The organism is Halopseudomonas yangmingensis (assembly GCF_900114825.1).
GTDB classification, from domain to species: Bacteria; Pseudomonadota; Gammaproteobacteria; order Pseudomonadales; family Pseudomonadaceae; genus Halopseudomonas; species Halopseudomonas yangmingensis.
This window is the reverse complement of the sequence record NZ_FOUI01000004.1, coordinates 36312-60595: the sequence shown is the minus strand read 5'-3', so window position 1 is coordinate 60595 and position 24284 is coordinate 36312. Positions and strand designations below refer to the sequence as shown.

Below are 24284 nucleotides of genomic sequence, written 5' to 3'. Positions count from 1 at the left end.
GCCGATGGATCAGCCGCCGAAGTCGTCGAGCAGGATGTTTTCCGGCTCTACACCGAGATCTTCGAGCAACTTGATGACCGAGGCATTCATCATCGGCGGGCCGCACATATAGAACTCGCAGTCTTCAGGAGCCGGATGCTCCTTCAGGTAGTTCTCGTACAGTACGTTATGGACGAAGCCGGTCGGGCCGGTCCAGTTGTCCTCGGGCAGCGGATCGGACAACGCCAGATGCCAGGTAAAGTTCTCGTTTTCCTCGGCCAGCTTGTCGAATTCCTCGACATAGAAGGCTTCACGCAGGGAACGGGCACCGTACCAGAAGGTGATCTTGCGCGTGGACTTGAGCCGCTTGAGCTGGTCGAAAATGTGCGAACGCATCGGTGCCATACCGGCACCACCACCGACAAACACCATCTCGGCATCGGTTTCCTTGGCGAAGAACTCACCAAAGGGACCGTACACGGTAACCTTGTCACCCGGCTTCAAACCAAAGACCCAGGAAGACATTTTGCCGGGCGGCAGGTCGTCACGGCCGGGCGGCGGCGAGGCCACACGGATGTTGAACTTGACCACGCCGACTTCTTCCGGGTAGTTGGCCATCGAGTAGGCACGAATGGTGGTTTCTTCAACCTTGGAGACAAAGCGCCACATATTGAACTTGTCCCAGTCACCACGGTACTCGGGCTGGATGTCGAAGTCCTTGTAGTTGACCGTGTGCGGCGGGCATTCCAGCTGCACGTAGCCACCGGCGCGGAAGTTGACGTTCTCACCCTCGGGCAGACGCAGGGTCAGCTCCTTGATGAAGGTCGCCACGTTGGGATTGGACTCGACGGTGCATTCCCACTTCTTCACGCCAAAGACTTCTTCCTCGACCTCGATGTGCATGTCCTGCTTGACCGGAGTCTGGCAGGACAGGCGCCAGCCGGCAGCCGCTTCACGCTTGGTGAAGTGCGACTCCTCGGTCGGCAGCATGGAGCCACCGCCGGATTCGACGATGCACTTGCACTGGGCACAGGTACCGCCGCCGCCACAGGCAGAGGACAGGAAAATGCCATTGTCGGACAGGGTATTGAGCAACTTGCCACCGGCCGGAACCGTAATGGTGCGCTCATGGTTGATGACGATCTTCACATCACCGCTGCTGACCAGCTTGGAGCGGGCGATCAGGATCACCGCCACCAGCGACAGCACGATCGCGGTGAACATGCCGACGCCCAGGTAGATTTCCATGTTCATAGGTTTCCAGCTCCTCTCTTACAGTTGCACGCCGGAGAACGACATGAACCCGAGGGACATCAGGCCCACGGTAACGAAGGTGATGCCGAGACCACGCAAGCCGTCCGGCACGTCGCTGTACTTGAGCTTCTCGCGGATACCCGCCAGTGCAACGATGGCCAGACACCAGCCAACGCCAGCACCGAAACCGTAGACCACACTCTCACCGAGGTTGTAGTCACGTTCAACCATGAACAGCGAGGCACCCATGATCGCGCAGTTCACTGTGATCAGCGGCAGGAACACACCAAGCGCGTTGTAGAGCGCGGGCACGTACTTGTCGAGGAGCATCTCGAGAATCTGCACCATGGCAGCGATCACACCGATGTAACTGAGCAGTCCGAGGAAGCTCAGATCGACATTCGGCAGACCGGCCCAGGCCAGCGCACCGTCCTTCAGCAGGTAGGTGTAGATCAGGTTGTTGGCCGGCACGGTAATGGTCAGTACTACAACCACCGCAATACCTAGGCCCAGTGCGGTTTGCACCTTTTTGGAAATGGCCAGAAAGGTACACATGCCAAGGAAGAAGGCCAGTGCCATGTTCTCGACGAAAATGGCACGCACCATCAGGCTTATATAATGTTCAAGCATGGCTTACATAGCCTCCTTGGTGGCATTGGTCTGCGGCGCCATACGGAATTCAGGCGCTTCGACCTGCTCCGGCTTCCAGGCACGCAGTGCCCATATGATCAGACCGATGATAAAGAACGCCGACGGCGGCAGCAGCAGCATGCCGTTAGGCTGGTACCAGCCACCCTCACTGACCAGCGGCATGATTTCAAAGCCGAGCAGGTTACCTGCGCCGAACAGTTCACGAATCACCGCCACCACGATCAGGATAAAGCTGTAACCCAGACCATTGCCGACACCGTCGAGGAAACTCATGCCCGGCGGGTTCTGCATTGCAAAGGCTTCGGCGCGACCCATCACGATACAGTTGGTGATGATCAGACCAACGAACACCGACAACTGCTTGCTGATGTTGTAGGCAAAGGCCTTGAGCACCTGATCCACCACAATCACCAGAGAGGCGATGATCACCATCTGCACGATCATGCGGATGGAGCTTGGGATCTGGCTGCGAATCACCGAGATAAACAGGTTGGACAGTGCAGTCACCGAGGTCAGGGCAACGCACATCACCAGGGTCACGCTCAGGCTGGTGGTTACCGCCAGCGCCGAACAAATGCCCAGTACCTGCAGGGCAATCGGGTTGTTGTTGAATATCGGGTCAAACAGGACCTGACTGGCTGTTTGCTTGGCCATGCTCATGCCTCCCCTGCGCGAAGGTTGTCGAGGAAGGAGCCGAAGCCGTGCTCACCCAGCCAGAAGCGCACGAGGTTTTCTACCCCACGCGTGGTCAGGGTCGCACCGGCCAGCGAATCCACCTGGTGCTGGGCACGCGGACTGTTCGGATCCACACCGCCCTTGACGATCTGTACTGCCACGTCGCCGCCTTCATTAAAGGCCAGCTTGCCGGTCCACTGGGCTTTCCAGTTGGGGTTGTCTACCTCGCCACCGAGACCGGGGGTTTCGGCGTGCTGGTAGAAGCCCAGACCAACGATGGTGTTCAGATCACCTTCAAGTGCCAAAAAGCCATACAGGGTCGACCACAGACCTGCACCGTGGATCGGCAGGATCATGGTTTCAATGCCGTCATCACCTTCCACCATGTAGACAGTGGCGAAATGCTCGCGACGACGAATGCTGGCAATATCGGTCCCGGCCGGCAGACGCTCGGACAAGGCCGGCTCCTTGGCAGCCCTCTGCTGGTCATAGTTCAGCGGATCCATTTCATCGCTGAAACGACCTGTGCGCAGGTCAACCAGACGCGGGGTAATCTTGCCAAACTGCTCAGGTACGCTGCGGCCTTCTTCAAGCAAGCCGGCAATCGACAGGATGTTGCGCTGCTTGTCGAGCAACTGGTTCTTCTGCTGCACCGGCTTCAGTGCCACTGCGGCGGCGGACACCACCACGGAGCAGACCAGACAGACCAGGAACGCCACCGTAACGGTGCGTCCTACGGTTTCTTTCTTACTGGACATTGCGTGCAAGCCTCCGATTAATGTTGGCCTGAACCACGAAGTGGTCGATCAGGGGCGCGAACAGGTTGGCGAACAGAATCGCCAGCATCATGCCCTCGGGGAATGCCGGGTTGACCACACGGATCAGTACCACCATCACGCCGATCAGCGCACCGAAGATCCACTTGCCCTGATTGGTCATGGAGGCGGATACCGGATCGGTAGCCATGAAGATCATGCCGAAGGCAAAACCACCAACCACCAGATGCCAATACCAGGGCAGCGCAAACAACGGGTTGCTGCTTGAACCTATGGCATTGAACAGCAGACTGGTAGCCACCATGCCCAGCATCACACCGGCGACAATGCGCCAGTTGGCAATCTTGCTCAGCAGCAATACAGCACCACCAATAAAGATCGCCAGCGTGGAGACCTCGCCCATGGAACCATGGATATTGCCGACAAAGGCATCCATCCAGCTGATACCGCCAGCGACAATCCCCTCGACGCCACCTTCAGCCGCCAGGCTCAACGCCGTCGCGCCAGTGTAGCCATCAACCGAAGTCCATACCGCATCACCGGAAATCTGTGCCGGGTAAGCGAAGAACAGGAAGGCACGGCCAGTGAGTGCCGGGTTGAGGAAGTTTTTGCCGGTACCGCCAAAAACTTCCTTGCCGATCACCACGCCGAAGCTGATGCCCAGAGCCACCTGCCACAGCGGAATGCTCGGCGGGACGATCAGCGCGAACAGCACAGAGGTAACGAAGAAGCCTTCGTTGACCTCATGCTTGCGGATCGAGGCAAACAGGACTTCCCAGAAACCACCAACCAGGAAGGTCACCGCATACACAGGCACGAAATAGGCTGCACCATGAATGAAGTTATCCCACAGGCTGCCCGGATCAAAGCCGGCCAGCATGGCGATGATCGCCAGACGCCAGTTATCCTGAGCTGCCAGCAGATCAGGGCTGGCCGCATAGATGCTGTTAGCCTGGAAACCGATGTTGTACATGCCGTAGAACATCACCGGGAAGGTGCACAGCCATACGGTGATCATCATGCGCTTGAGGTCAAGGCCATCACGCACATGCGCAGTGGTCTTGGTGACATCAGCCGGACGGTAGAAGAAGGTATCCACTGCTTCGTAAAGGGCGTACCACTTCTCGTGCTTGCCGCCTTTTTCGAAGTTGTGTTCGATCTTGTCTAGAAACGCTCGCAGACCCATGGATTAACCCTCCTTTTCGATACGGGCGAGGTTGTCCCGCAGGATCGGGCCGTACTCGTACTTGCCGGCGCAGACATAGCTGCACAGCGCGAGATCTTCTTCGTCGAGTTCCAGACAGCCGAGCTTCTGAGCCATATCGGTATCACCCACCACCAGATAACGCAGCAACTGGGTCGGCAGGATATCCAGCGGCATGACCTGCTCGTACTGACCCACCGGCACCATGGCACGCGGACTGCCGTTGGTAGTGGTGGTGAAATCAAACAGCTTGCCGCCAGTCAGCTTGGAGATGAACACGTTGAGCACCGAGTGCTTGTTCACCCCGGCACGCAGGTAGTGCAGCATTTCACGCTCGTTGCCTTCAAGCAGCACCGATACCTGCTGGTGATAGCGACCGAGGAAGGCCACCGGACCACGGGCATTGCGGCCACCAAACACGGAGCCGGACACAAGGCGATTATTGCCCTGCTTGAGTTGACCGGCGGTCAGTTCGGTGAGGTTGGCACCGACACGGGTACGCAGCAAGCGCGGCTTCTGCACTTGCGGCCCACCCAGGGCTACGACCCGCTCGGTCCACAAACGCCCCTCGGTAAACAGCTTGCCAACCGCGATCACGTCCTGGGCATTGATCTGCCAGACACAGTGATTGACGCTGACAGGATCAAGGAAATGGATATGGGTGCCCGCATTACCTGCCGGGTGGGGGCCGGCAAAGCTTTCGGTACGCACACCACTGACGCCCTCACCCGGAAGCTTGGCGTCTTCGGCCTTGCACAGCCAGATGGGTGCAATGCGCGCCAGTACCTTCAGGCCATTCTCGAAGTCACTGGCATGCTCACGCACGATCAACGCAATATCGGCAGCCAGCGGGTTGCTGTCCATTGCCGTGACGAAAATCGAGGAGGGCTTGCTGTCGAGCGCCGGCACCTTGCTGTAGGGACGGGTACGCAGCGCAGTCCACAGACCGGAGGCAACCAGTTGGTCGCGCACCTTCTGCGGATCCAGCTGTTCAAGCTGGCTGACAGAATGGGCGTCGAAGGTCACTTCGTCGTTGCCGTCAATATCAATGACTACCGACTGCAGCACGCGCTTCTCGCCACGATTGATGGCGCTGACCACACCACTGGCTGGCGCGGTATAGATTACGCCCGGTGTTTTCTTGTCGCTGAACAGGATCTGGCCCAATTTGACCCGGTCCCCTTCGCGCACCTCCATGGTCGGTTTCATACCGTGGTAGTCGAAACCGATTACGGCGACGCTGCGCACAGGATTTCCATCCTCAATGCGCTGCTCGGGAGAGCCGGTGATTGGCAGATCCAAGCCCCGTTTGATTTTTATCATACGAATAGCCTAATCACTGGTTTGGAAGCTTCAGGGGCGGGAAGCCAGTACAGGTTGCGAGCCGGAAGACCGACCCGGATGACGCAGAAAACCCACGACCAGGCGACCACAAACCCCCAGTAAAAAATCCCGCCAAGTATAAAGATTCGGCCCTGTAAAGGCTACCGAAGCCCTTGGTTTTTTCAGGAATCTGCCCTGTCAAGCGGGAAAAATGCCGCAGCCTCGACAGCCTGCATGACCGATTCGCAAACAAACTTGACGCATATCAAATATAGCTGGCAATCCCGTATGCGATGCACGGCAAATACCTTTCGGGCAGACACAAAAAAAGGCGCCGAAGCGCCTTTTTTTGCCAGCACCCGAATCAGGCCGGGAAGGCCGGCGGGTTGACGTGGGCCATATCCTCGAGGATACGCACCACCTGGCAGCTGTAACCGAACTCGTTGTCGTACCAGACGTAGAGAATCACCCGGTTGTCATTGCAGATGGTCGCCTCGGCATCCACCACGCCGGCGTGCCGCGAGCCGACAAAGTCAGTGGACACCACCTCCTGGGAATTGGTGAAGTCGATCTGCTTGTGCAGCTCGGAGTGCAGCGCCATATGCCGCAGGTACTCGTTGACCTCGTCACGATCGGTCGACTTCTCGAGGTTCAGGTTGAGGATGGCCATCGACACGTTCGGCGTCGGCACCCGGATGGCATTACCGGACAGCTTGCCAGCCAGCTCCGGCAGCGCCTTGGCCACCGCCTTGGCGGCACCGGTCTCGGTAATTACCATGTTCAGCGCCGCACTGCGGCCACGGCGATTGCCCTTGTGGAAGTTGTCGATCAGGTTCTGGTCATTGGTATAGGAGTGCACTGTCTCCACATGACCATTGACGATGCCGTACTTGTCATTGATCGCCTTGAGCACCGGCACGATGGCGTTGGTGGTGCAGGAAGCGGCAGAAATGATCTTGTCTTCCGGGGTAATCACCGCATGGTTGATGCCATGCACGATATTCTTGATATCGCCCTTGCCCGGCGCGGTCAGCACTACCTGCGAGGCACCCTTGCACTGCAGGTGCTGGGACAGACCCGCCTCATCACGCCAGACGCCGGTATTGTCGACGATGATCGCATCCTCGATACCGTACTGGGTGTAATCGATGCTGGTCGGATCACTGGCGTAGATCACCTGGATCTGCACGCCATTGGCGGTAATGGTGTTGTTGTCCTCGTCAATGGTGATGGTGCCCTGGAAGGAGCCATGCACCGAATCACGACGCAGCAGACTGGCACGCTTGGACAGGTCGTTGGCGGCGCCCTTGCGCACTACCATTGCACGCAATCGCAGACCATCACCGGCACCGGTCTTCTCCACCAGAATGCGCGCCAGCAGACGGCCAATGCGACCGAAACCGTAAAGCACCACATCGCGCCCCTGACGCTTCTCGCCCTTGTGGTCAATAACACTGGCCAGCTCGGTTTTCAGGAAGGCATCCAGGTCAGCGCCACCGTTCTTCTTGAACTTGTCGACCAGGCGCGCCAGGTCGATGGAGGCCGGCCCAAGATTCAGGGTCAGCAGCTTTTCGATAACCGCATGGGTATCACGCACCGACAGCTCGGTATCGTCAATCTGACGGGCAAAACGGTGGGATTTGAGGATACTGATTACCGAACGGTTGACCAGGCCACGACCGTAAATCGAGGTAACAACACCATGCTCGCGGTACAGGCGACCGATCAGCGGAATCATCGCCTCGGCGATAGCCTCACGTTGGGTCCAGTTTTCCAGCCTTTGATCAAATTGGGATTGGGTCACGGCGATACCTTCCGGGGTCTGAGAAATCTGGGGCGCTATTATGCGTTTTGCTGCTCCTTGAGGCAACGCCATGCATCCCCTGCCCCGTGATTGCCGGGCTTGGGGTAAACTGGCGCCTTTTTGCAGGGACACACGGGTATGCCGGCCACACCGACTCTTTTCAGCCTCCCGGAAATCAGCAGCAACCAGCCACGCAGCAGCTGGAGCGGCCTGCATGGCGCCGCACGCGCACTGGCGATTGCCGAGGCGGCCAGCGCACACCCTGGACTGAGCCTGGTTGTCGGCAAGGACAGTGCCGAAGCCGACACGCTGGAACAGGAACTGCGCTTCTTCGCCCCGCAGCTGCCGGTACTCAGCTTTCCCGACTGGGAAACCCTGCCCTATGACCGTTTCTCGCCGCACCAGGACATCATATCCCAGCGCCTGACCAGCCTGTTCAAGTTGCCACAGGTCAGCCAGGGCATCCTCGTGGTGCCGATGACCACACTGCTGCAGCGGATTGCCCCGCGCAGTTTCCTTGGTGGATCAGTCCTGATGCTGGAGGTCGGCCAGCGGCTGGATATCGAGCGCATGCGGCTGAACCTGGATGCCGCCGGTTACCGCTGCGTGGATACCGTGTACGAGCACGGCGACTACGCGGTTCGCGGCGCCCTTCTGGACCTGTACCCGATGGGTAGCCGCCTGCCCTACCGCATCGATCTGCTGGATGACGACATTGACACCCTGCGCACCTTTGATCCGGAAACCCAGCGCTCAATCGACCGGGTCGAGCGCATCCAGCTATTGCCGGCCCGCGAATTTCCGCTGGACAAGTCGGCACTCACCGGCTTTCGCGCGCGCTTTCGCGAGCGCTTCGACGTCGATTACCGCCAGTGCCCGATCTACCAGGATCTCAGCGAAGGCATGGTGCCACCGGGCATCGAGTATTACCTGCCGCTGTTCTTCGAAGAACTTGACAGCCTGTTCGACTACCTGCCGGACAACACCCGCCTGTTCAGCCTGCCCGGCATCGAGCAGGCCGCCGAACACTTCTGGCAGGATGTGCGCAATCGCTACGAGGAACAGCGGGTTGACCGCACCCGACCGCTGATTCCACCAGCCGAGCTGTTTCTGCCGGTCGAGGAATGCTTTGCCCGGATCAAGCAGTACCCGCGAATCATCTGCCACCAGCAACAGCAACCGGCCGCGGTCGGCCACAGCGTATTCAACTGCCCGCCACCGGCCGAACTGGCAATCGACAACAAGCGTGAACAGCCACTGCAGGCATTGCTCGCCTTTGTCGCCGAGTTCAACGGACGCATTGCCTTTATTGCCGAATCCGCCGGCCGCCGCGAGGCGCTGCTGGATCTGCTGCGCCCGGCTGGTCTGCAACCCCTGGCCTTTGACGACTGGCCAGCCTTCCTCGCCAGCCAGCACCCCCTGGGACTGTTGATTGCCCCACTGGATCAGGGCCTGACCATCCAGCACCCGCCACTGGCACTGATCACCGAAGGTCAGCTGTTCGGCCAGCGGGTGATGCAACGGCGGCGGCGCGGCAAGGCCACCGATCTGGGCGATGCGATCATCCGCAACCTCACCGAACTGCGCGAAGGGGCGCCGGTGGTGCATATCGACCACGGCGTTGGCCGTTACCGTGGCCTGAGCAATCTGGAAATCGACGGCCAGCAGGCCGAGTTCCTTATGCTGGAATATGCCGGCCAGGCAAAACTCTACGTCCCGGTGGCCAACCTGCACCTGATCGCCCGCTACAGCGGTGCCGAGGATGACAGTGCACCGCTGCACCGGCTCGGCTCCGAGCAATGGCAAAAGGCCCGGCGCAAGGCTGCCGAGCAGGTGCGTGACGTGGCTGCCGAGCTGCTCGATGTGTATGCCCGCCGTGCCGCACGCAAGGGCTTCAGTTTCAGTGCACCGGAACGTGACTATCAGGCCTTTGCCGAGGCCTTCCCGTTCGAGGAAACCGCCGACCAGCAGGCCGCCATCGAGGCGGTGATTGATGATATGACCGGCAACCAGCCGATGGATCGTCTGGTCTGTGGCGATGTCGGCTTCGGCAAGACCGAAGTAGCGATGCGCGCCGCCTTTATGGCGGTGCACAGTGGCAAGCAGGTGGCCGTACTGGTGCCCACCACCCTGCTCGCCCAGCAGCACTACAACAGCTTCAAGGACCGCTTTGCCGACTGGCCGGTAACGGTCGAGGTAATGTCGCGTTTCAAATCAGCCAGGGAGGTGAAGGCTGCCGTCGAGGCGCTTGGCGAAGGCAAGGTCGACATTATCATCGGCACCCACAAGCTGCTGCAGGATGATATCCGCTTCAAGGACCTGGGACTGGTGATCATCGACGAGGAGCACCGCTTCGGCGTGCGCCAGAAGGAGCGACTGAAGGCCCTGCGCAGCGAGGTCGATGTACTGACGCTGACCGCCACGCCGATTCCTCGGACGCTGAACATGGCGATGTCCGGCATGCGTGACCTGTCGATCATCGCTACCCCCCCGGCGCGCCGGTTGTCGGTAAAGACCTTTGTCATGCAGCAACAGCCGAATGTGGTGAAGGAAGCCATCCTCCGCGAGCTGTTGCGCGGCGGCCAGGTCTACTACCTGCACAACGAGGTTGAAAGCATCGAGAAATGTGCCGCCGAACTGGCCGAGCTGGTACCTGAGGCACGTATCGGCATCAGTCACGGGCAAATGGCTGAACGCGCCCTGGAACAGGTGATGCGCGACTTCTACCACCGCCGCTTCAATGTGCTGGTCACCTCGACCATCATCGAAACCGGTATCGACGTGCCCAGCGCCAACACCATCATTATCGAGCGCGCCGACAAGTTCGGCCTGGCCCAGCTGCACCAGCTGCGCGGACGGGTCGGTCGCAGCCACCACCAGGCCTACGCCTACCTGCTCACCCCGCACGGGCGCAAGGTTACCGGCGACGCGGAAAAACGTCTGGAAGCCATTGCCGCTGCCCAGGATCTGGGTGCCGGCTTTACCCTGGCCACCCACGACCTGGAAATTCGTGGCGCCGGCGAACTGCTCGGTGACGGCCAGAGCGGGCAGATCCAGGCGGTCGGCTTCACCCTCTACATGGACATGCTGGAGCGGGCGGTCAAGGCCATCCAGCAGGGCAAGCAGCCGGAACTGGAGCAGCCGCTATCCGGCGGGCCGGATATCAACCTGCGCCTGCCGGCGCTGATCCCCGACGACTACCTGCCGGATGTGCATGCCCGACTGATTCTCTACAAGCGCATTGCCAGCGCGGCCAGTGACGATGACCTGAAGGATCTGCAGGTAGAAATGATCGATCGGTTCGGCCTGCTGCCAGAACCGGTAAAGACGCTGTTCCGGGTCACCCAGTTTAAACTGCGCTGTGCGCCGCTCGGCATCGTCAAGCTGGATGTCGGTGCCGAGCACGGACGCGTCGAGTTCGGCGCCGAGACCAGCGTAGATCCGCTGACGCTGGTGCGACTGATTCAGGACAGCCCACAGCGCTACCGACTTGAAGGCGCCACGCTGTTCCGCTTCAATGCGCCCATGGGCAATGCCGAACTTCGCCTGAACACCGTCGAAGCACTACTGGAACGCCTGCAGGCCGGCAACGGCAAATAAACCAAGGAAACATGCCATGAAAACTTTCACCCAGCGCCTGGTTAGCATTGTCCTTTTTGGCGCGAGCTGGCTGCTCGGTGCCGGCGCCCATGCCGACACTTACATTCTTGAAGTGGTTCTTTTCAGCCAGCCATCCGCCCAGTGGCAACAGGCCGAACCGCCACACTGGTCCTGGGCAGATCAGGCCACACTGCTCGAACAGAGTGCCCGAAGCAATCTGCGCGGTATCGACAGCAGTCGCCATCAGCTGCAACGTGACGCCGAACGGCTGACTGGCAACGGCTATCAGGTACTACTGCATCGCGCCTGGGAGCAGCCGGCCGACCCGGACCTGCAGGTTGCAGTACATGCCGGTGAGTCTCGTGGAGACCTGTACCCAGCCCAGGGTCTGGTCAGCCTGAGCAGCCAAGGTGCACTGCAGGTGGATCTCGAGTTCTGGCTGAATCGAGACCAAGGCAGCGAGCACCTGCAACAGAGCCGTCGCCTGCGTCTCAACGAAACCCATTATCTGGATCACCAGAGTCTCGGCATGCTGGTTCGCGTGTGGCGTTGAGCTGGCATACCGGCATTAATCAGCCGGCTTCCAGAACCTCCGCGAGTACGGCATGCACCTGCTGCATGCCGGCGGCCATCACCGATTCCATTGCCTCCATGCTCAGACTGCCAGCACTCAGTCCGGCAGCCGGATTCACCACTAAAGCCAGACAGGCATAGGGCAACCCGAGCTCGCGCGCCAGTACAGCCTCGGGCATACCTGTCATGCCAACAATATCGCAACCATCAGCAGCCATCCGGCGGATCTCTGCCGGCGTTTCCAGCCGAGGCCCCTGGGTGGCGCCATAAACACCCGCTGGCGCATGGTTGACACCCTGCTGCTTCAGCGCCTCCAGTAGATGTTCACGCATGAGCGCATCGTAAGGTTGGGTAAGATCCACATGCACCACCTGCTGCAGATCGTCCTCGAAGTAAGTACTCGCCCGTCCCCAGGTGTAATCGATCAGGTCGTGCGGCACGCAGAAATGCCCCTCGGCCAGCGCCGGATTGATCCCACCCACCGCATTCACCGCCAGCACCCGCGTGGCACCCGCCTCACGCAGGGCCCAGAGATTCGCCCGGTAATTCACCCGGTGCGGTGGAATCCGGTGTGGATCACCGTGGCGCGCCAAAAACAGCAGCTCGCGCTCCTGCAGACGCATCCGCAAGGGCGCTGCCGAAGGCTGTCCCCAGGGTGTATCAGCACTGCCCTGAGCCAGCCGCTCGACGCCCTCAAGCCGGGTCAGCCCGGTACCACCAATAATTGCCAGGGTCATGCCAGACTCCCGCCAAGCCGTTGTTCATCCTGCAGCATCTGCAAGCGCAGCCCCTCGGGCACATGCAGGGTGGAGGTCGGGAGGGCTACTTCGGCGCCCTGCTGTTCGATGATCGCCATGGTCTTCAACAGCACATCTTCCTTGATCCGGTGAAACTCTGCCCACACCGTGGTGGTCGTGAAGCAATAGATGAAGAAGTCCACGGATGAGGCTGCACAACGATCAAAATAGACCATCTGTGTCTGATCCTGGGCAATCTCCGGATGCTCGCGCAGCATCTGTCTGACCGCCTCAAGAACCGGCTGCATGCGTTGTATATCGTCGTAACGGATGCCTATATGTTCAAAGATGCGGCGATGGGTCATACGTGAGGGGTTCTGCAAGACTATGGTGGTAAACACCGCATTCGGTACATAAATCGGCCGTTTGTCGAAGGTACGGATACGGGTCAGACGCCAGCCGATATGCTCAACCGTTCCTTCGATTTCCTTTTCCGGCGAACGAATCCACTCGCCCACCTTGAATGGTCGATCCAGATAGATCATCAGCCCACCAAAGAAATTCGCCAGCAGATCCTTGGCAGCAAAACCCACGGCAATACCACCAATCCCGCCAAAGGCCAGCACACCGGAAACGCTGTATCCCAGCGACTGTAAAATCACCAGCGCGGCAGTAATGATCACCGAGATACGCAGCAACTTGCCGATGGCACTGACCGTGGTCTGGTCAACCGGTTTGGCGCGGTAGGCCGGGTCTACCAGACGCTTCTCCACCTCCAGTATCAGGCGAATCAGGAACCAAGCCAGCAACACGATCAACAACACCGATTGCAGGTTCTCCAGCACCTCGGCAAAACCCTCATCCATCTGCGTGGCGGTGATCTGCCCCGCCCATAGCAGTCCCATGCTCCAGATCAGCACCCACAGGGGACGACGCGCGGCAATCACCAGCGCATCGTCCCACACGGTATTGCTGCGCAGGGCGCGCTGTTCGATCCGATCAAGAATCAACTTGCCGATGTAGGCCAGCACCAGCGAGGTAAAGATCACGGCAAACGCCTGGTAAATCCACAACTCGCCCCCCAGTGGCAGCTCCTCCAACGGCAGGGTTTCCAGTAATTCGTTCATCGCTCCTCACCCAGCAGTCCAACAGAATCAAGCAAACGCACAGCTCGCAACCAGCGCGGATCAGCCTTGTACACTACCCCCGGCTCGCGCCTGGCCAGCAGTCCCACCAGGCGTTGCGAGGGTGCAATGCCTCGGTGCTGGGCTTGTTGTAACGCCTGCTCGGCACCACCACGGTCGTTGCATACCAACAGCATGTCGCAACCGGAAGCCAGCGCTGCATCTACCCGCGCCACCATATCGCCTGCCGCATGAGCGCCGGCCATACACAGATCATCACTGAAGATCACACCGTTAAAGCCAAGTTCGCCACGCAGGATTTCCTGCAACCAGCGCCGCGAAAAACCGGCAGGATGCCGATCAACCTGCGGATACAGCACATGCGCCGGCATGATGCCATCCAGCTTTGACGCCAGATCACGGAAAGGACGCAGGTCGGTTGCGCGTATCTCAGCTTCGCTGCGCTCATCCACCGGCAGATCAAAATGCGAGTCAGCCTCGGCCCAGCCATGACCGGGAAAATGCTTGCCAGTCGCGGCCATACCGGCCGCATGCAGCCCGTCAATATAGGCACCGCCGAGCGTTGTCACGGTCTCCGCACTGCTGCCGAGCGAACGGTTACCAATCACCGCACTGCGGCCATGATCCAGATCCAGCACCGGAGCAAAACTGATATCAATACTGCAGGCCAGCATTTCCGTGGCCATCAACCAGGCCGCTGCATGGGCCACTTCAACGGCTTGCTGCTGATTAGCAACTCGCCGTCCGATCTCGCCCAGCGCCGGCAAACGCAGCACACCCTGGCGCAACCGCTGCACCCTGCCGCCCTCCTGGTCAATGGCAATCAGCATATCCGGGCGCAATGCACGGATCGAACGCACCAGTTCACTCACCTGGGCAGGCGACTCGGTATTGCGGGCAAACAGGATCAAGCCGCCCACTTCGGGCTGGCGCAGCAGCTGACGGTCATCGGCATTCAACCAGAGCCCGTCTACATCAATCATCAATGAAGCCTGGGTCAAACGGAGTTACTCCCTGTGGTCACGGGGCAAGGGCCCCTCGAGGATATCGACCCGGCAACCAACCGGCGTCAGGTCGAACAGTGCAAGCATATTGCAGTTACTAAGGCGGATGCAGCCATGTGAAAGGGGTATGCCCAAAGGCTGGTCGTCAGGCGTGCCATGCATATAAATATAGCGACGCTGGCTGTCGCAACCGGCACCTCGATTGAAGCCCGACTGTTCACCGCACAACCAGAGAATGCGGGTCAGTATCCAGTCGCGTTGCGGGAATTGACCGGCCAGTGCAGGCGTCCATACCTCGCCGGTCGGCCGCCGGCCAACGAACACCGCCGCCAGCGGCTGGCCGTCGCCAATCCGGGCGCGCACACGATGACGACCACGCGGAGTACAGCCACTGCCATCACGCTCACCTGCGCCATTCAGCGCAGTGGATACCGTGCAGGCAAATACTACAACGCCGTCACACAGCCCCAGCAGGCGCTGCTCGGCAAGGGAAACCAGAATCTGATCAAGTGGCATGGCACCTCCGTGAAGTGCCACACAATAGCCGAAGCAGGCCGGCGATCAAACCCTCTCGAACGACTCGCGCGTGTCGGCAGATGTTGCCGTACCCGCATCCGGGCTACTGGCATGTGCACCAGCTGCCAGAAAAGGCACCATCATGCGCAACACATCATCCACGCCCGGCTGCTGACCGAACTCGGATTCGGCGATAGCCCTCAAAGCCTTCATGCTCGACAGGGTAAAGGCCGCACTGCCCAGCATGAAATTCACTCGCCAGAACAGCTCGTGTGGGGGAAGTTCTGGCAAAGCCCGCATCAGCAAGGCCATGTAACGGTTGAACACCCGACCGTAAACCTCGCCCAGATACTTGCGCAAATGGCCCTGACTCTGGCTGAAGGCCAGACCAAGCAACCGCATGAAAGTAGACAAGTCATTGCCGCTGCGCGGTTTAACCGTCAGCGCCTGCCGGACCAACATCTCCAGCAATTCCTCCAGCCCCAGGTGGTTACTGGTGCCGGCAGCCTGATGGCGATCAAGTTCCTGTTCAAGGCTGCTGACAAAAGGCCCGAGAAAGCGAACAAACACCGCCTGAATCAGCGCCTTTTTCGATCCGAAATGGTAATTCACCGCAGCCAGATTGACGCCGGCCTTGCTGGTGATAAGCCGCAAAGAGGTTTCAGCAAACCCCTTCTCGGCAAACAAAAGTTCCGCCACATCAAGAATGCGTTCTACGGTTTCAGACTGGGCCATTGGCAGACATCCACTAAAAACAATTGTTTCAAACATACGTTTCAAACACTTTGCCGTCAACCCGATTGTATCCGCCAACCCCATTCAACAAACTCAAGGGAGGACTTGCCAGCAGGCAATTGCTGTATATAATCACAGATACTGGATAAAAAAGCAGGCAAACGATATGCAGAAGCTCACCGCACGACAGCAGCAGGTTCTGGACTTCATTCGTCAGTACAGCCTCAGCAATGGCTATCCGCCGACCCGCGTCGACATTGCCCGCGAGCTCGGCTTCCGCTCGCCCAACGCGGCCGAAGACCACTTGCGCGCACTGGCCCGCAAGGGTGCCATCGAGATGATACCCGGTGCCTCTCGCGGCATCCGCCTGCCGGACGCCACCGAAGAGCAGGACGACCAGTTGCCCGTGATTGGCCAGGTCGCCGCCGGCTCGCCGATTATGGCGCTGGAAAACATAGAAGATCATTGCCGGATAGACCCGAACACCTTTCGCCCACGTGCCGATTACCTGTTGCGGGTACGCGGCATGAGTATGAAGGACATCGGCATCCTTGATGGCGACCTGCTGGCAGTGCACCGTACCAGTGAGGCTCGCAACGGGCAGATAGTAGTCGCGCGCATCGGCGAGGAAGTTACCGTCAAGCGCTTTCAGAAACAGGGCCGGAAAGTGTCGTTGATAGCCGAAAATCCGGATTTCGCCCCGATCGAAGTTGATCTTGGCGAGCAGGAATTGACCATTGAAGGATTGAGCGTTGGTGTCATCCGCCGCTGACCGAGGAGAGCAACATGGCCGCAGTAAGTGCCCGACAGTACCCCTTGCAACTGGATGAGCTTCGTGAAAACGCCCTGCGTGCTTGCCAGCGCACCCGCCTCGATCCACACAGGGACTCCCTGCGCACAATGGACTGGCCTGATGATTCCACGACAGCAGAGTGTGTGGCGGCAGGTTTCAGCGAAGTCAGCCTGTCGGATGCCGGTAGCGGTTGCCAACTGTGGCTGGCACCACTGCTGCGCGAACTCAGTCACAGTCACGAACGCCGCTGGCTGACCCTTCTCGACCCGCCGGCCAGCCTGGATCTGCGCTGGCTACGCAATGCCGGTCTTGACGGCCGCCAGCTGAGAATAATCCGCAGCAAGCCCGGAATGAATACCTGTGCTCTGTGCCTGGAATTGCTGGCCAGCGGTCTCAGTCACACCCTGATCAGTTGGCTTGAACTGTGTATCGAACAGCGCCAGAGCCTGGAAATCGCTGCACACAGTGGCAACTGCCGCAGCCTGAACATAGTGATCAAAAGCGCAGCCGCCGCCTGACAAACAAAAGGGCCGCACATGGCGGCCCTTTTGCAAACATTCCTGAACCATTCACGCATCAGTGCAATACGCGCCCCTCGGGCACTGATTGCTCGCCATCCATGATCTGGCCGACCATCTGCATACCGCTACTGATCATGACCTTGGCGACTTCAACGTGCTGGCCTTGCAAAAAATCCTGCGCCTCGTGGGAAAACTCGATCACCACCAGCGGCTCGGCATCATCATCGGAGCGGCGCAAGGCAATACGACCGTCGTCCAGTTCGATGATTTCCAAAAAAGGTGATGGCATCGGCAAATTCTCCTGTGAAAAACGACCGTAGTGTATCACAGCGATACCCTGACAGGCTTTCAGTACCGAATCACCACTCCTGCATGCCACTGCGAAATCGGTTGATGCAGTCGGACAACCCGGCTATGCACTGCTCTGCCGCCGCCGTCTCCCAACTCGCAGAAACGGCCGTGCTAGCAAGCAATTGGCTTGAACTGTCAGCAACCTCGCGCGGCGCAGCTGACAGCTGCTGCCAGGCAGACAGCATCAACGACAGCCAGCTGTCCGGTCTGCCGGCAAGCTCAATCAGCTCCCCAAGCTCGGCGCAGGGATAACGCTCAAGGTTGGAAACGACCAGCACCTGCTCCGGAATCCGCGCTTCCAGCAAGGGCCAGCGGTAACGTTCACCCACCTCGTGAAGCAGTCCGAGCAAGGTGCGCTGCAGATGCAACAGCACATGCTCACGGTGGTAGCGTTGCCGTGTCAGGGCATCCAGCGCCTGGTCATCCACAGCCGCCTGCCAGGATTGCAACGCCCAGCGGGCAAACTGAAGAGCCTGATTGGTGCGGGTGTAGACTTCATTAGCCATATGCGATTATCTCAGCGCTTGCCTTTGCCACGACCATCGTCCACCACCCACTGCTTGCCGTCATAGAAGGCCCTCCACCCGGTAGGCTTGCCGTCTACCTCGCTCTGAACATACTGCTCACGGGTCTTGCGACTGAAGCGAATCACGGTGGGCAGACCATCAGGGTCCTTTACCGGCGCGTCGAACAGGTAATGGTGTTTGGGATCTATCTCAGCCTGGTGCGGCAGCAACTCAGCCACCAGCGGCGCTCGGGTTTCACGGTTCTTGGGGAACTGACTGGCAGCCAGAAAGAGTCCGGACGCACCGTCACGCAACACATAGACATCATCCACCTTCTCGCAGCGCAACTCGGGCATGCGCACAGGATCCATCTTGGGTGGAGCAGCCTCACCGTTTTTCAACAGCTTCCGGGTGTTTTTGCAGGCACTGTTGGTGCAGCCGAAATACTTGCCGAAACGCCCGGTCTTCAACTGCATCTCACTGCCACACTTGTCACATTCAAGCGTCGGACCATCATAGCCCTTGAGCTTGAACTGCCCCTCTTCGATCTCGAAGCCGTTGCAATCCGGATTGTTGCCGCACACATGCAGCTTGCGCCGGTCATCAACCAGATAGCTGTCCATCGCCGTCCCGCACAGCTGGCAACGACGACGGCTGCGCAACACCCGTGACTCACCCTCATCATCGTCCTCGGCCACCTCGTTCCCGGGCACCAGGTTTACCGTGGCCTTGCAACGCTCCTTGGGTGGCAGTGCATACCCCGAACAACCCAGAAATACGCCGGTTGATGCAGTACGAATCATCATCGGCCGACCACAGTCCTGACAGGGAATATCGGTCAGGGTCGGCTGATTGGCACGCATGCCGACAGCGTCACCGCTGGCGCCCGCAGTTTCCAGCTTGCGCTTGAAATCGTCGTAGAAATTGTCCAATACCCGCTTCCATGGCACCTGCCCCTGCGCCACCTCGTCCAGCGACTCTTCCATGTTCGCGGTGAAGCTGTAGTCCATCAGGTTGGGAAAGCTCTCACTGAGCCGGTCAGTAACAATATCGCCCATCTTTTCGGCGTAGAAACGCCGGTTGTTCAGGGCCACATACCCCCGTTCCTGGATGGTAGAAATAATAGCTGCGTAGGTCGATGGCCGACCGATACCGCGCTTTTCAAGCTCCTTGACCAGACTGGCTTCGGAGTAACGTGCCGGCGGCTTGGTGAAGTGCTGTTTTGGTTCAAGCTGCTTCAGGGTCAGGTCGTTACCAACCTGGATATCCGGCAACACCTCATCCTCACTGCCCTTCCCTTGCGGCGGCATGACACGGGTGTAACCGTCAAACTGCAATATGCGCCCTTTCGCGCGCAGCTCAAAGGTACCTGCCTCAACCAGGATGCTGGTGGACAGATAACGCGCAGGCGGCATCTGGCACGCCACAAACTGCCGCCAGATCAATTCATACATTCGCTCGGCATCCCGCTCCATGCCTTTGAGATCGGTCGCCTTGAGCTTGACATCAGAGGGGCGGATGGCCTCGTGAGCCTCCTGGGCGCCATCTTTGCTTGAATACAGGTTGGCTGACTCCGGCAAATATTCAGTGCCGAAAGTCTTTTCGATATAGCCACGGGCCATGGCAATGGCGTCCGCCGACAGGTTGGTCGAGTCGGTACGCATGTAGGTGATGTAACCTGCTTCATACAGACGCTGGGCCATCATCATGGTCTTCTTCACGCTGAAGCCGAGCCGGGTACTGGCTGCCTGCTGCAGGGTCGAGGTAATAAAAGGTGCATTGGGGCGCGTGCTGGTCGGCTTGTCTTCACGCTTGCTGACACGGTAGGCCGCCGAGTCCAGCAGTGCCAGCGCCGCATCGGTCTGCGCCTTGTTGACCGGGCGGAAGGCCTGACCATTCTGGCGGACAACTTCAAAACGCGCCGACTCGGCCTTGGGCGTATCCAGCAACGCATGCACTTCCCAGAACTCTTCCGGAACAAAGGCGCGGATTTCCCGCTCGCGATCAACGATCAGCTTCACCGCCACCGACTGCACCCGTCCGGCGGACAGGCCGCGGGCGATTTTTTGCCAGAGCAGCGGCGACACCATATAACCGACAACCCGATCAAGAAAGCGTCTTGCCTGCTGGGCATTGACCCGGTTCAGATCCAGCTCACCCGGTTTCGAGAAAGCTTCCTGAATGGCCTTTTTGGTGATTTCATTGAACACCACGCGCTTGTAGCGGCTATCGTCACCGCCGATGCTTTCACGCAGGTGCCAGGCAATCGCCTCCCCTTCACGGTCCAAGTCCGTAGCCAGATAGACAGTATCCGCCTCGCGGGCCAGTCGTCTCAGCTCGTCAACCACCTTTTCCTTGCCCGGCAGGATCTCGTAACGCGCCGCCCAGCCGTTTTCAGGGTCGACGCCCATGCGGTTGACCAGTTGCACCCGTGCCTTGGCAGCCTTGTCCAGCTGACTGTCAGCGGTTTTGCGCGTCTTGGTCTTGCTCTCGGTCTTGGCACTACCGCTGGTCGGCAGGTCACGTATATGGCCAATACTCGACTTCACAATGAAATCGTTGCCCAGATACTTGTTGATGGTCTTGGCCTTGGCAGGCGACTCGACGATGACCAGTGCTTTTCCCATGGATAAACAGATTCCTTGCAGTAACAGAAGGATGGCGTGCTGCGCTGCGAGCCGCCGCCGCCGCGAAAGGCGTCAGGGTGCGAAAGGGATCAGAGCCTACACGTCTTCGCTGACAAAGGTAAAGCGTGGCAAGCGCTCGCCGTCAAGCTCTACGTCTTGTGTAAACATGTCCAGAGGGCGCACCCACAGATCAAAATTTCCATACAGGGTACGATAGACCACCAGCACCTCTTCAGTTTCAGAATGCCGTGCAATACCCAGCACCTGGTAGTCCTGCCCTTTGTAATGACGGTAGCGTCCCGGTTTCAGCATGCCTCGGTTCTCCCCATTCGCAAGCCGGCAAAAGCGCCGTCTCACGGTAAAAAACACTCGCCTGACGAGAGCATAGATCGTAACCTATCGGCATTGAACCGATCTGACCCGGCCTGACAGCTGGCAGGACCGGCAGAAGCAATCGACAGAAACACGAGGCAGGCAGTGGACAGCAACGCGACACAAAAGGCAACCGACTCGCTAAAGGTAAAGATTTTCCGCGCCGCGGAGGCCATCGTTAGCGAGCTGGGCGCTTCACAGCTCACTTTCGAGATTCTGGCGGAACGTAGCGAGGTCGATACCGACACGCTGAACACCCTGTTCCCCAGCCGCGAAGCCTTGCTCAGCGCAATGATTGAACACCGCCTCGAGCGCTTCCGTATCCGTTGGAGAGCCTATGAAAGCGTGTTGCCCGACGAACCCATGCGCGAATTCAAGGCACTGCTGCTGAGCAACCTGAGCGAATCCAGCGAGGAGAAAAACCTCGACTCGGCCATTCTGGCTGCTGCCGCCAGTAACCCTGCGCTGCTGCAAACCACCTCGGACGACGTGGAGGGGCTTTTCAGCATCCTTGCCAACTCGCCGCTGGGTCTGGCCCAGGCCAGCATCCTGTTCTTTTCGGTACGCGGCTATCGCCTGTTTGAGCAAATCGGCATCTGTCCGATGAGCGAAACCCAGCGCAGCGAATTTCAGGAAGAAATCATGCGTCTGGCGCGCAAGCTCTACGAACAGCGCCAGGAAGACTGATCACGCAGGATCTGTCTGCTCTCCAGTCTGGCGGCGCCATTGCCGCCAGGCAAGCCGCAAACAGGCAAAGGCCACCCAGGCGGCCATGACAATACTGGCCACCAGCGCCAGTTCAGCCAGCATCCGTCCCTGGTTATCCCCTGTGCCAAACAGGGTATCCAGTACCCAGATGATTACTGCCGGCGCCTGCTCGGCCTTGAGTTGCTCTACCGCAGCCGGGGTGAACAGCAGGACCGCCATCAGCAACTGCAGCGGCTCACGAACGAACCACCAGCCAATCCAGCGGGTCATCTTCCACCACACCAGCCAGCCGACCGCCGCCGCCGCCAGATAGATCAGCCAAACTGTCTGGTATTCGGATTCATTGAACATGCCGGTAATTCCATCCCATGGGGCCATTGAGCGGTGCCTATAATAGCGGCTTTTGCTTCCGGAGACCCGCCATGTCCGACAACTCGCAGACTGACGATTACCGCTGGCTGGAACAGCGCGACCATCCAGCGGTACTGGACTGGTTGCAGCAGCGCAATGCCGAGTGCGAAGACTGGCTGAGCCAGCATCAGGACCGCCGCCAGGCACTGTTCGAGGAGATTCGCGGACGTATCCGTGAAACCGACCTGTCATTACCCGGCGTGCGCAACGGCTGGCTGTACTACCGGCGCAGTCTGGAAGGCGCCGAATACCCGCTGTGGTACCGCTGCCGGCAAACCGCACCGGGCAATCTGCAGATCGACGACGCCAGTGAACAACTGCTGCTGGATCTGAACCTGCTGGCCGGCGACGGCTTTCTGCAACTCGGTGATCTGGCCATCAGCCCCGACCAGTGCTGGCTGGCCTACAGCCTGGACCGTCAGGGTGACGAGGTCTACCAGCTGTATCTGCTGGAAATCGACAGCGGCCATACCCGGGAGCTGCCACTGTCACAGGCGGACGGCTCGCTGGTCTGGGCCAACGATAACCGGACGCTGTTCGCCATCAGTCTGGATCAGGCCAGTCGGCCCAGCACCCTCTGGCGCCTGCGCCCCGACCAACCCGCCTGCATGGTCTACCACGAGAGCGACGAGCGTTTTCTGCTCAGCTGTGGGCGCAGTAGCAGCGAGCACTACCTGCTGCTGGAAAGCAGCAGCAAGAACACCAGTGAAATTCGCCTGCTGCCGGCCGATCAGCCGGATGCCAGCTGGCACGTGCTGGCGACCCGCCGCAGCGGCCATGAATACCATGTCGACCACGGCCCACAGGGGCTGCTGATCCGCAGTAATGACCGCGGCAGCAACTTCTGTCTGTACCGTTGCGATCCGGCCGGATGCGCTCCGGCCAACTGGCAGTTGCTGGTCGAGCAGGACCCGCAGCGCACCCTGGAAGATTTCCATGTGCAACAGCAGGCACTGGTACTGTGCTACCGCGATCAGGGACTGATACAGCTGGAGGTGCGTCCACAGTCCGGCAACAGCTACCCCGTAACCATGCCGGACAGCGTTTACAGCCTGAGTCTGGAGGCTGGCGAGGAATACCACAGCGACCGCCTGCGACTGCGCTACGAGTCGCTCAATCGGCCGGCACAGATCCGTGCCCTGCAACTGGCTGACGGCAGCCAGCAGGTGCTGCGCGAAACCCCGGTGGAGGGCCCGTTCAACGCCGCAGACTACCGTGTCGAGCGGCGCTGGGCGACGGCCAGTGACGGCAGCCGCGTACCCATCAGTCTGGTCGGCCGGCATGCCAGCTTCAACGCCCCGGCGCCACTCTACCTGTATGGCTATGGTGCCTACGGGGCCAGCCTTGACCCCTGGTTCTCGCATGCCCGGCTGTCATTGCTGGAGCGCGGCTGGATCTTTGCCATCGCCCATGTGCGCGGCGGCGCCGACATGGGCGAGCAGTGGTATCTGGACGGCAAGCTGGAACACAAGGAAAACAGCTTTGGCGACTTTATCGCCTGTGCCGAGCAGTTGCTCGCCGAAGGCCTGAGCACGTCCAGCCAGCTGGTGATTTCCGGAGGCAGTGCTGGCGGGCTGCTGATCGGCTGCGTGCTCAACCGGCGCCCGGAGCTGTTTGCCGCAGCCATCGCCGAGGTGCCCTTTGTCGATGTCTGGAACACCATGAACAACCCGTCACTGCCACTGACCATTGGCGAATACGAGGAATGGGGTGATCCGTCCGATCCTGCCGCCGCCGCGCGCATCCGCGGCTACTCGCCGTTCGACAATGTCGCCGCACAGCACTACCCGGCGCTGTATGTCAGCGCCGGTTACCACGACGTGCGGGTCCAGTACTGGGAAGCCGCCAAGTGGGTGGCGCGCCTGCGGGAACTGAAACTGGATACGCAGCCGCTGCTGCTACGCACCCTGATGGACGCTGGCCATGCCGGTGCCAGCGGCCGCTACCAGGCGATCCGCGAAGTGGCCGAGCAATACAGCTTCCTGCTGGCACTGATTGGCGACCAGGCGGACTGAGCCG

At 59.6% G+C, this 24284-nt stretch carries 23 protein-coding genes; 6 read left to right on the top strand and 17 right to left on the bottom strand.

Going from position 1 to position 24284, the window contains the following annotated elements:
• Nucleotides 1-9 precede the first annotated feature (9 nt).
• The 7 genes from nqrF to BMZ23_RS05520 form a co-directional block, all read right to left on the bottom strand.
• Nucleotides 10-1233, bottom strand: a complete 1224-nt coding sequence (gene nqrF, locus BMZ23_RS05550) for an NADH:ubiquinone reductase (Na(+)-transporting) subunit F (RefSeq protein WP_093473801.1) — start codon at nucleotides 1231-1233, stop codon at nucleotides 10-12.
• 18 nt (nucleotides 1234-1251) lie between these two features.
• The gene (gene nqrE, locus BMZ23_RS05545; protein WP_093473797.1) at nucleotides 1252-1863 is read right to left on the bottom strand and encodes an NADH:ubiquinone reductase (Na(+)-transporting) subunit E; all 612 of its coding nucleotides are present in this window, start codon (nucleotides 1861-1863) and stop codon (nucleotides 1252-1254) included.
• Between the two features lie 3 nt (nucleotides 1864-1866).
• Nucleotides 1867-2538, bottom strand: a complete 672-nt coding sequence (locus BMZ23_RS05540) for an NADH:ubiquinone reductase (Na(+)-transporting) subunit D (RefSeq protein WP_093474245.1) — start codon at nucleotides 2536-2538, stop codon at nucleotides 1867-1869.
• 2 nt (nucleotides 2539-2540) lie between these two features.
• Nucleotides 2541-3317 carry a Na(+)-translocating NADH-quinone reductase subunit C gene (locus BMZ23_RS05535; RefSeq protein WP_093473794.1) on the bottom strand — a complete coding sequence of 259 codons (777 nt, stop codon included), beginning with the start codon at nucleotides 3315-3317 and terminating at the stop codon, nucleotides 2541-2543.
• On the bottom strand, nucleotides 3307-4521 hold the full coding sequence (locus tag BMZ23_RS05530; protein WP_093473791.1) for an NADH:ubiquinone reductase (Na(+)-transporting) subunit B: 1215 nt from the start codon (nucleotides 4519-4521) through the stop codon (nucleotides 3307-3309). The genes BMZ23_RS05535 and BMZ23_RS05530 overlap by 11 nt, the downstream gene beginning before the upstream one ends.
• A gap of 3 nt (nucleotides 4522-4524) precedes the next feature.
• A complete protein-coding gene (locus BMZ23_RS05525) occupies nucleotides 4525-5862 on the bottom strand; it encodes a Na(+)-translocating NADH-quinone reductase subunit A (protein ID WP_093473788.1) in 1338 nt (445 codons plus the stop codon).
• Between the two features lie 364 nt (nucleotides 5863-6226).
• Entirely contained in the window at nucleotides 6227-7666 is a 1440-nt protein-coding gene (locus tag BMZ23_RS05520; protein WP_245748132.1) for a glyceraldehyde-3-phosphate dehydrogenase, read from the bottom strand.
• A gap of 138 nt (nucleotides 7667-7804) precedes the next feature.
• On the opposite strand from BMZ23_RS05520, the gene mfd reads away from it, so the two are divergent.
• Nucleotides 7805-11266 (top strand): transcription-repair coupling factor, encoded by a 3462-nt coding sequence (gene mfd, locus BMZ23_RS05515; RefSeq protein WP_093473784.1) that lies wholly within the window; start codon nucleotides 7805-7807, stop codon nucleotides 11264-11266.
• A gap of 16 nt (nucleotides 11267-11282) precedes the next feature.
• A complete protein-coding gene (locus BMZ23_RS05510) occupies nucleotides 11283-11819 on the top strand; it encodes a CsiV family protein (RefSeq protein ID WP_093473782.1) in 537 nt (178 codons plus the stop codon).
• Between the two features lie 19 nt (nucleotides 11820-11838).
• On the opposite strand, the gene BMZ23_RS05505 is transcribed toward BMZ23_RS05510, so the two are convergent.
• Genes BMZ23_RS05505 through BMZ23_RS05485 form a run of 5 tightly spaced genes read right to left on the bottom strand, consistent with a single transcriptional unit; the run spans nucleotide 11839 to nucleotide 15976 of the window.
• Nucleotides 11839-12576: an S-methyl-5'-thioinosine phosphorylase gene (locus BMZ23_RS05505; protein ID WP_093473780.1), complete on the bottom strand. Its 738-nt coding sequence runs from the start codon at nucleotides 12574-12576 to the stop codon at nucleotides 11839-11841.
• Nucleotides 12573-13703 (bottom strand): mechanosensitive ion channel family protein, encoded by a 1131-nt coding sequence (locus BMZ23_RS05500; protein WP_093473778.1) that lies wholly within the window; start codon nucleotides 13701-13703, stop codon nucleotides 12573-12575. The genes BMZ23_RS05505 and BMZ23_RS05500 overlap by 4 nt, the downstream gene beginning before the upstream one ends.
• The gene (gene nagZ, locus BMZ23_RS05495) at nucleotides 13700-14704 is read right to left on the bottom strand and encodes a beta-N-acetylhexosaminidase (RefSeq protein WP_093473776.1); all 1005 of its coding nucleotides are present in this window, start codon (nucleotides 14702-14704) and stop codon (nucleotides 13700-13702) included. Before nagZ ends, BMZ23_RS05500 begins: the two co-directional genes overlap by 4 nt.
• A 24-nt stretch (nucleotides 14705-14728) precedes the next feature.
• A complete protein-coding gene (locus BMZ23_RS05490; protein ID WP_093473773.1) occupies nucleotides 14729-15241 on the bottom strand; it encodes a L,D-transpeptidase in 513 nt (170 codons plus the stop codon).
• A 45-nt stretch (nucleotides 15242-15286) separates the two neighbouring features.
• The gene (locus BMZ23_RS05485; protein WP_093473771.1) at nucleotides 15287-15976 is read right to left on the bottom strand and encodes a TetR/AcrR family transcriptional regulator; all 690 of its coding nucleotides are present in this window, start codon (nucleotides 15974-15976) and stop codon (nucleotides 15287-15289) included.
• Nucleotides 15977-16142: 166 nt separating this feature from the next.
• Between BMZ23_RS05485 and lexA the strand changes: the two genes are divergently transcribed.
• Nucleotides 16143-16748, top strand: coding sequence for a transcriptional repressor LexA (gene lexA, locus BMZ23_RS05480; RefSeq protein ID WP_093473769.1), 606 nt, complete (start codon nucleotides 16143-16145; stop codon nucleotides 16746-16748).
• Nucleotides 16749-16762: 14 nt separating this feature from the next.
• Entirely contained in the window at nucleotides 16763-17287 is a 525-nt protein-coding gene (locus BMZ23_RS05475) for a SulA-like leucine-rich domain-containing protein (RefSeq protein WP_093473766.1), read from the top strand.
• 58 nt (nucleotides 17288-17345) lie between these two features.
• Here BMZ23_RS05475 and BMZ23_RS05470 read toward each other — a convergent pair whose 3' ends face one another.
• The 4 genes from BMZ23_RS05470 to BMZ23_RS05455 all read right to left on the bottom strand — a co-directional run bounded on the left by BMZ23_RS05470 (nucleotide 17346) and on the right by BMZ23_RS05455 (nucleotide 21086).
• A complete protein-coding gene (locus BMZ23_RS05470; protein WP_093473763.1) occupies nucleotides 17346-17579 on the bottom strand; it encodes a hypothetical protein in 234 nt (77 codons plus the stop codon).
• A 70-nt stretch (nucleotides 17580-17649) separates the two neighbouring features.
• Nucleotides 17650-18147 carry a DUF6586 family protein gene (locus BMZ23_RS05465; RefSeq protein ID WP_093473759.1) on the bottom strand — a complete coding sequence of 166 codons (498 nt, stop codon included), beginning with the start codon at nucleotides 18145-18147 and terminating at the stop codon, nucleotides 17650-17652.
• Between the two features lie 11 nt (nucleotides 18148-18158).
• Nucleotides 18159-20774: a type I DNA topoisomerase gene (gene topA / locus BMZ23_RS05460; RefSeq protein WP_093473756.1), complete on the bottom strand. Its 2616-nt coding sequence runs from the start codon at nucleotides 20772-20774 to the stop codon at nucleotides 18159-18161.
• A 96-nt stretch (nucleotides 20775-20870) separates the two neighbouring features.
• Entirely contained in the window at nucleotides 20871-21086 is a 216-nt protein-coding gene (locus BMZ23_RS05455; RefSeq protein ID WP_093473753.1) for a DUF1653 domain-containing protein, read from the bottom strand.
• Nucleotides 21087-21251: 165 nt separating this feature from the next.
• Between BMZ23_RS05455 and BMZ23_RS05450 the strand changes: the two genes are divergently transcribed.
• Nucleotides 21252-21833, top strand: a complete 582-nt coding sequence (locus tag BMZ23_RS05450) for a TetR/AcrR family transcriptional regulator (RefSeq protein WP_093473750.1) — start codon at nucleotides 21252-21254, stop codon at nucleotides 21831-21833.
• Here BMZ23_RS05450 and BMZ23_RS05445 read toward each other — a convergent pair whose 3' ends face one another.
• Nucleotides 21834-22205, bottom strand: a complete 372-nt coding sequence (locus BMZ23_RS05445; protein WP_093473747.1) for a hypothetical protein — start codon at nucleotides 22203-22205, stop codon at nucleotides 21834-21836.
• Nucleotides 22206-22276: 71 nt separating this feature from the next.
• On the opposite strand from BMZ23_RS05445, the gene BMZ23_RS05440 reads away from it, so the two are divergent.
• The gene (locus BMZ23_RS05440; protein ID WP_093473744.1) at nucleotides 22277-24280 is read left to right on the top strand and encodes a S9 family peptidase; all 2004 of its coding nucleotides are present in this window, start codon (nucleotides 22277-22279) and stop codon (nucleotides 24278-24280) included.
• Nucleotides 24281-24284: the final 4 nt, after the last annotated feature.

What these genes read in the sequence shown, in the direction of transcription:
- nqrF (WP_093473801.1), bottom strand. Translation starts at nt 1,233, where the DNA reads ATGAACATGGAAATCTACCTGGGCGTCGGCATGTTCACCGCGATCGTG.
- nqrE (WP_093473797.1), bottom strand. Translation starts at nt 1,863, where the DNA reads ATGCTTGAACATTATATAAGCCTGATGGTGCGTGCCATTTTCGTCGAG.
- BMZ23_RS05540 (WP_093474245.1), bottom strand. Translation starts at nt 2,538, where the DNA reads ATGGCCAAGCAAACAGCCAGTCAGGTCCTGTTTGACCCGATATTCAAC.
- BMZ23_RS05535 (WP_093473794.1), bottom strand. Translation starts at nt 3,317, where the DNA reads ATGTCCAGTAAGAAAGAAACCGTAGGACGCACCGTTACGGTGGCGTTC.
- BMZ23_RS05530 (WP_093473791.1), bottom strand. Translation starts at nt 4,521, where the DNA reads ATGGGTCTGCGAGCGTTTCTAGACAAGATCGAACACAACTTCGAAAAA.
- BMZ23_RS05525 (WP_093473788.1), bottom strand. Translation starts at nt 5,862, where the DNA reads ATGATAAAAATCAAACGGGGCTTGGATCTGCCAATCACCGGCTCTCCC.
- mfd (WP_093473784.1), top strand. Translation starts at nt 7,805, where the DNA reads ATGCCGGCCACACCGACTCTTTTCAGCCTCCCGGAAATCAGCAGCAAC.
- BMZ23_RS05510 (WP_093473782.1), top strand. Translation starts at nt 11,283, where the DNA reads ATGAAAACTTTCACCCAGCGCCTGGTTAGCATTGTCCTTTTTGGCGCG.
- BMZ23_RS05505 (WP_093473780.1), bottom strand. Translation starts at nt 12,576, where the DNA reads ATGACCCTGGCAATTATTGGTGGTACCGGGCTGACCCGGCTTGAGGGC.
- BMZ23_RS05500 (WP_093473778.1), bottom strand. Translation starts at nt 13,703, where the DNA reads ATGAACGAATTACTGGAAACCCTGCCGTTGGAGGAGCTGCCACTGGGG.
- nagZ (WP_093473776.1), bottom strand. Translation starts at nt 14,704, where the DNA reads ATGATTGATGTAGACGGGCTCTGGTTGAATGCCGATGACCGTCAGCTG.
- BMZ23_RS05490 (WP_093473773.1), bottom strand. Translation starts at nt 15,241, where the DNA reads ATGCCACTTGATCAGATTCTGGTTTCCCTTGCCGAGCAGCGCCTGCTG.
- BMZ23_RS05485 (WP_093473771.1), bottom strand. Translation starts at nt 15,976, where the DNA reads ATGGCCCAGTCTGAAACCGTAGAACGCATTCTTGATGTGGCGGAACTT.
- lexA (WP_093473769.1), top strand. Translation starts at nt 16,143, where the DNA reads ATGCAGAAGCTCACCGCACGACAGCAGCAGGTTCTGGACTTCATTCGT.
- BMZ23_RS05475 (WP_093473766.1), top strand. Translation starts at nt 16,763, where the DNA reads ATGGCCGCAGTAAGTGCCCGACAGTACCCCTTGCAACTGGATGAGCTT.
- BMZ23_RS05470 (WP_093473763.1), bottom strand. Translation starts at nt 17,579, where the DNA reads ATGCCATCACCTTTTTTGGAAATCATCGAACTGGACGACGGTCGTATT.
- BMZ23_RS05465 (WP_093473759.1), bottom strand. Translation starts at nt 18,147, where the DNA reads ATGGCTAATGAAGTCTACACCCGCACCAATCAGGCTCTTCAGTTTGCC.
- topA (WP_093473756.1), bottom strand. Translation starts at nt 20,774, where the DNA reads ATGGGAAAAGCACTGGTCATCGTCGAGTCGCCTGCCAAGGCCAAGACC.
- BMZ23_RS05455 (WP_093473753.1), bottom strand. Translation starts at nt 21,086, where the DNA reads ATGCTGAAACCGGGACGCTACCGTCATTACAAAGGGCAGGACTACCAG.
- BMZ23_RS05445 (WP_093473747.1), bottom strand. Translation starts at nt 22,205, where the DNA reads ATGTTCAATGAATCCGAATACCAGACAGTTTGGCTGATCTATCTGGCG.
- BMZ23_RS05440 (WP_093473744.1), top strand. Translation starts at nt 22,277, where the DNA reads ATGTCCGACAACTCGCAGACTGACGATTACCGCTGGCTGGAACAGCGC.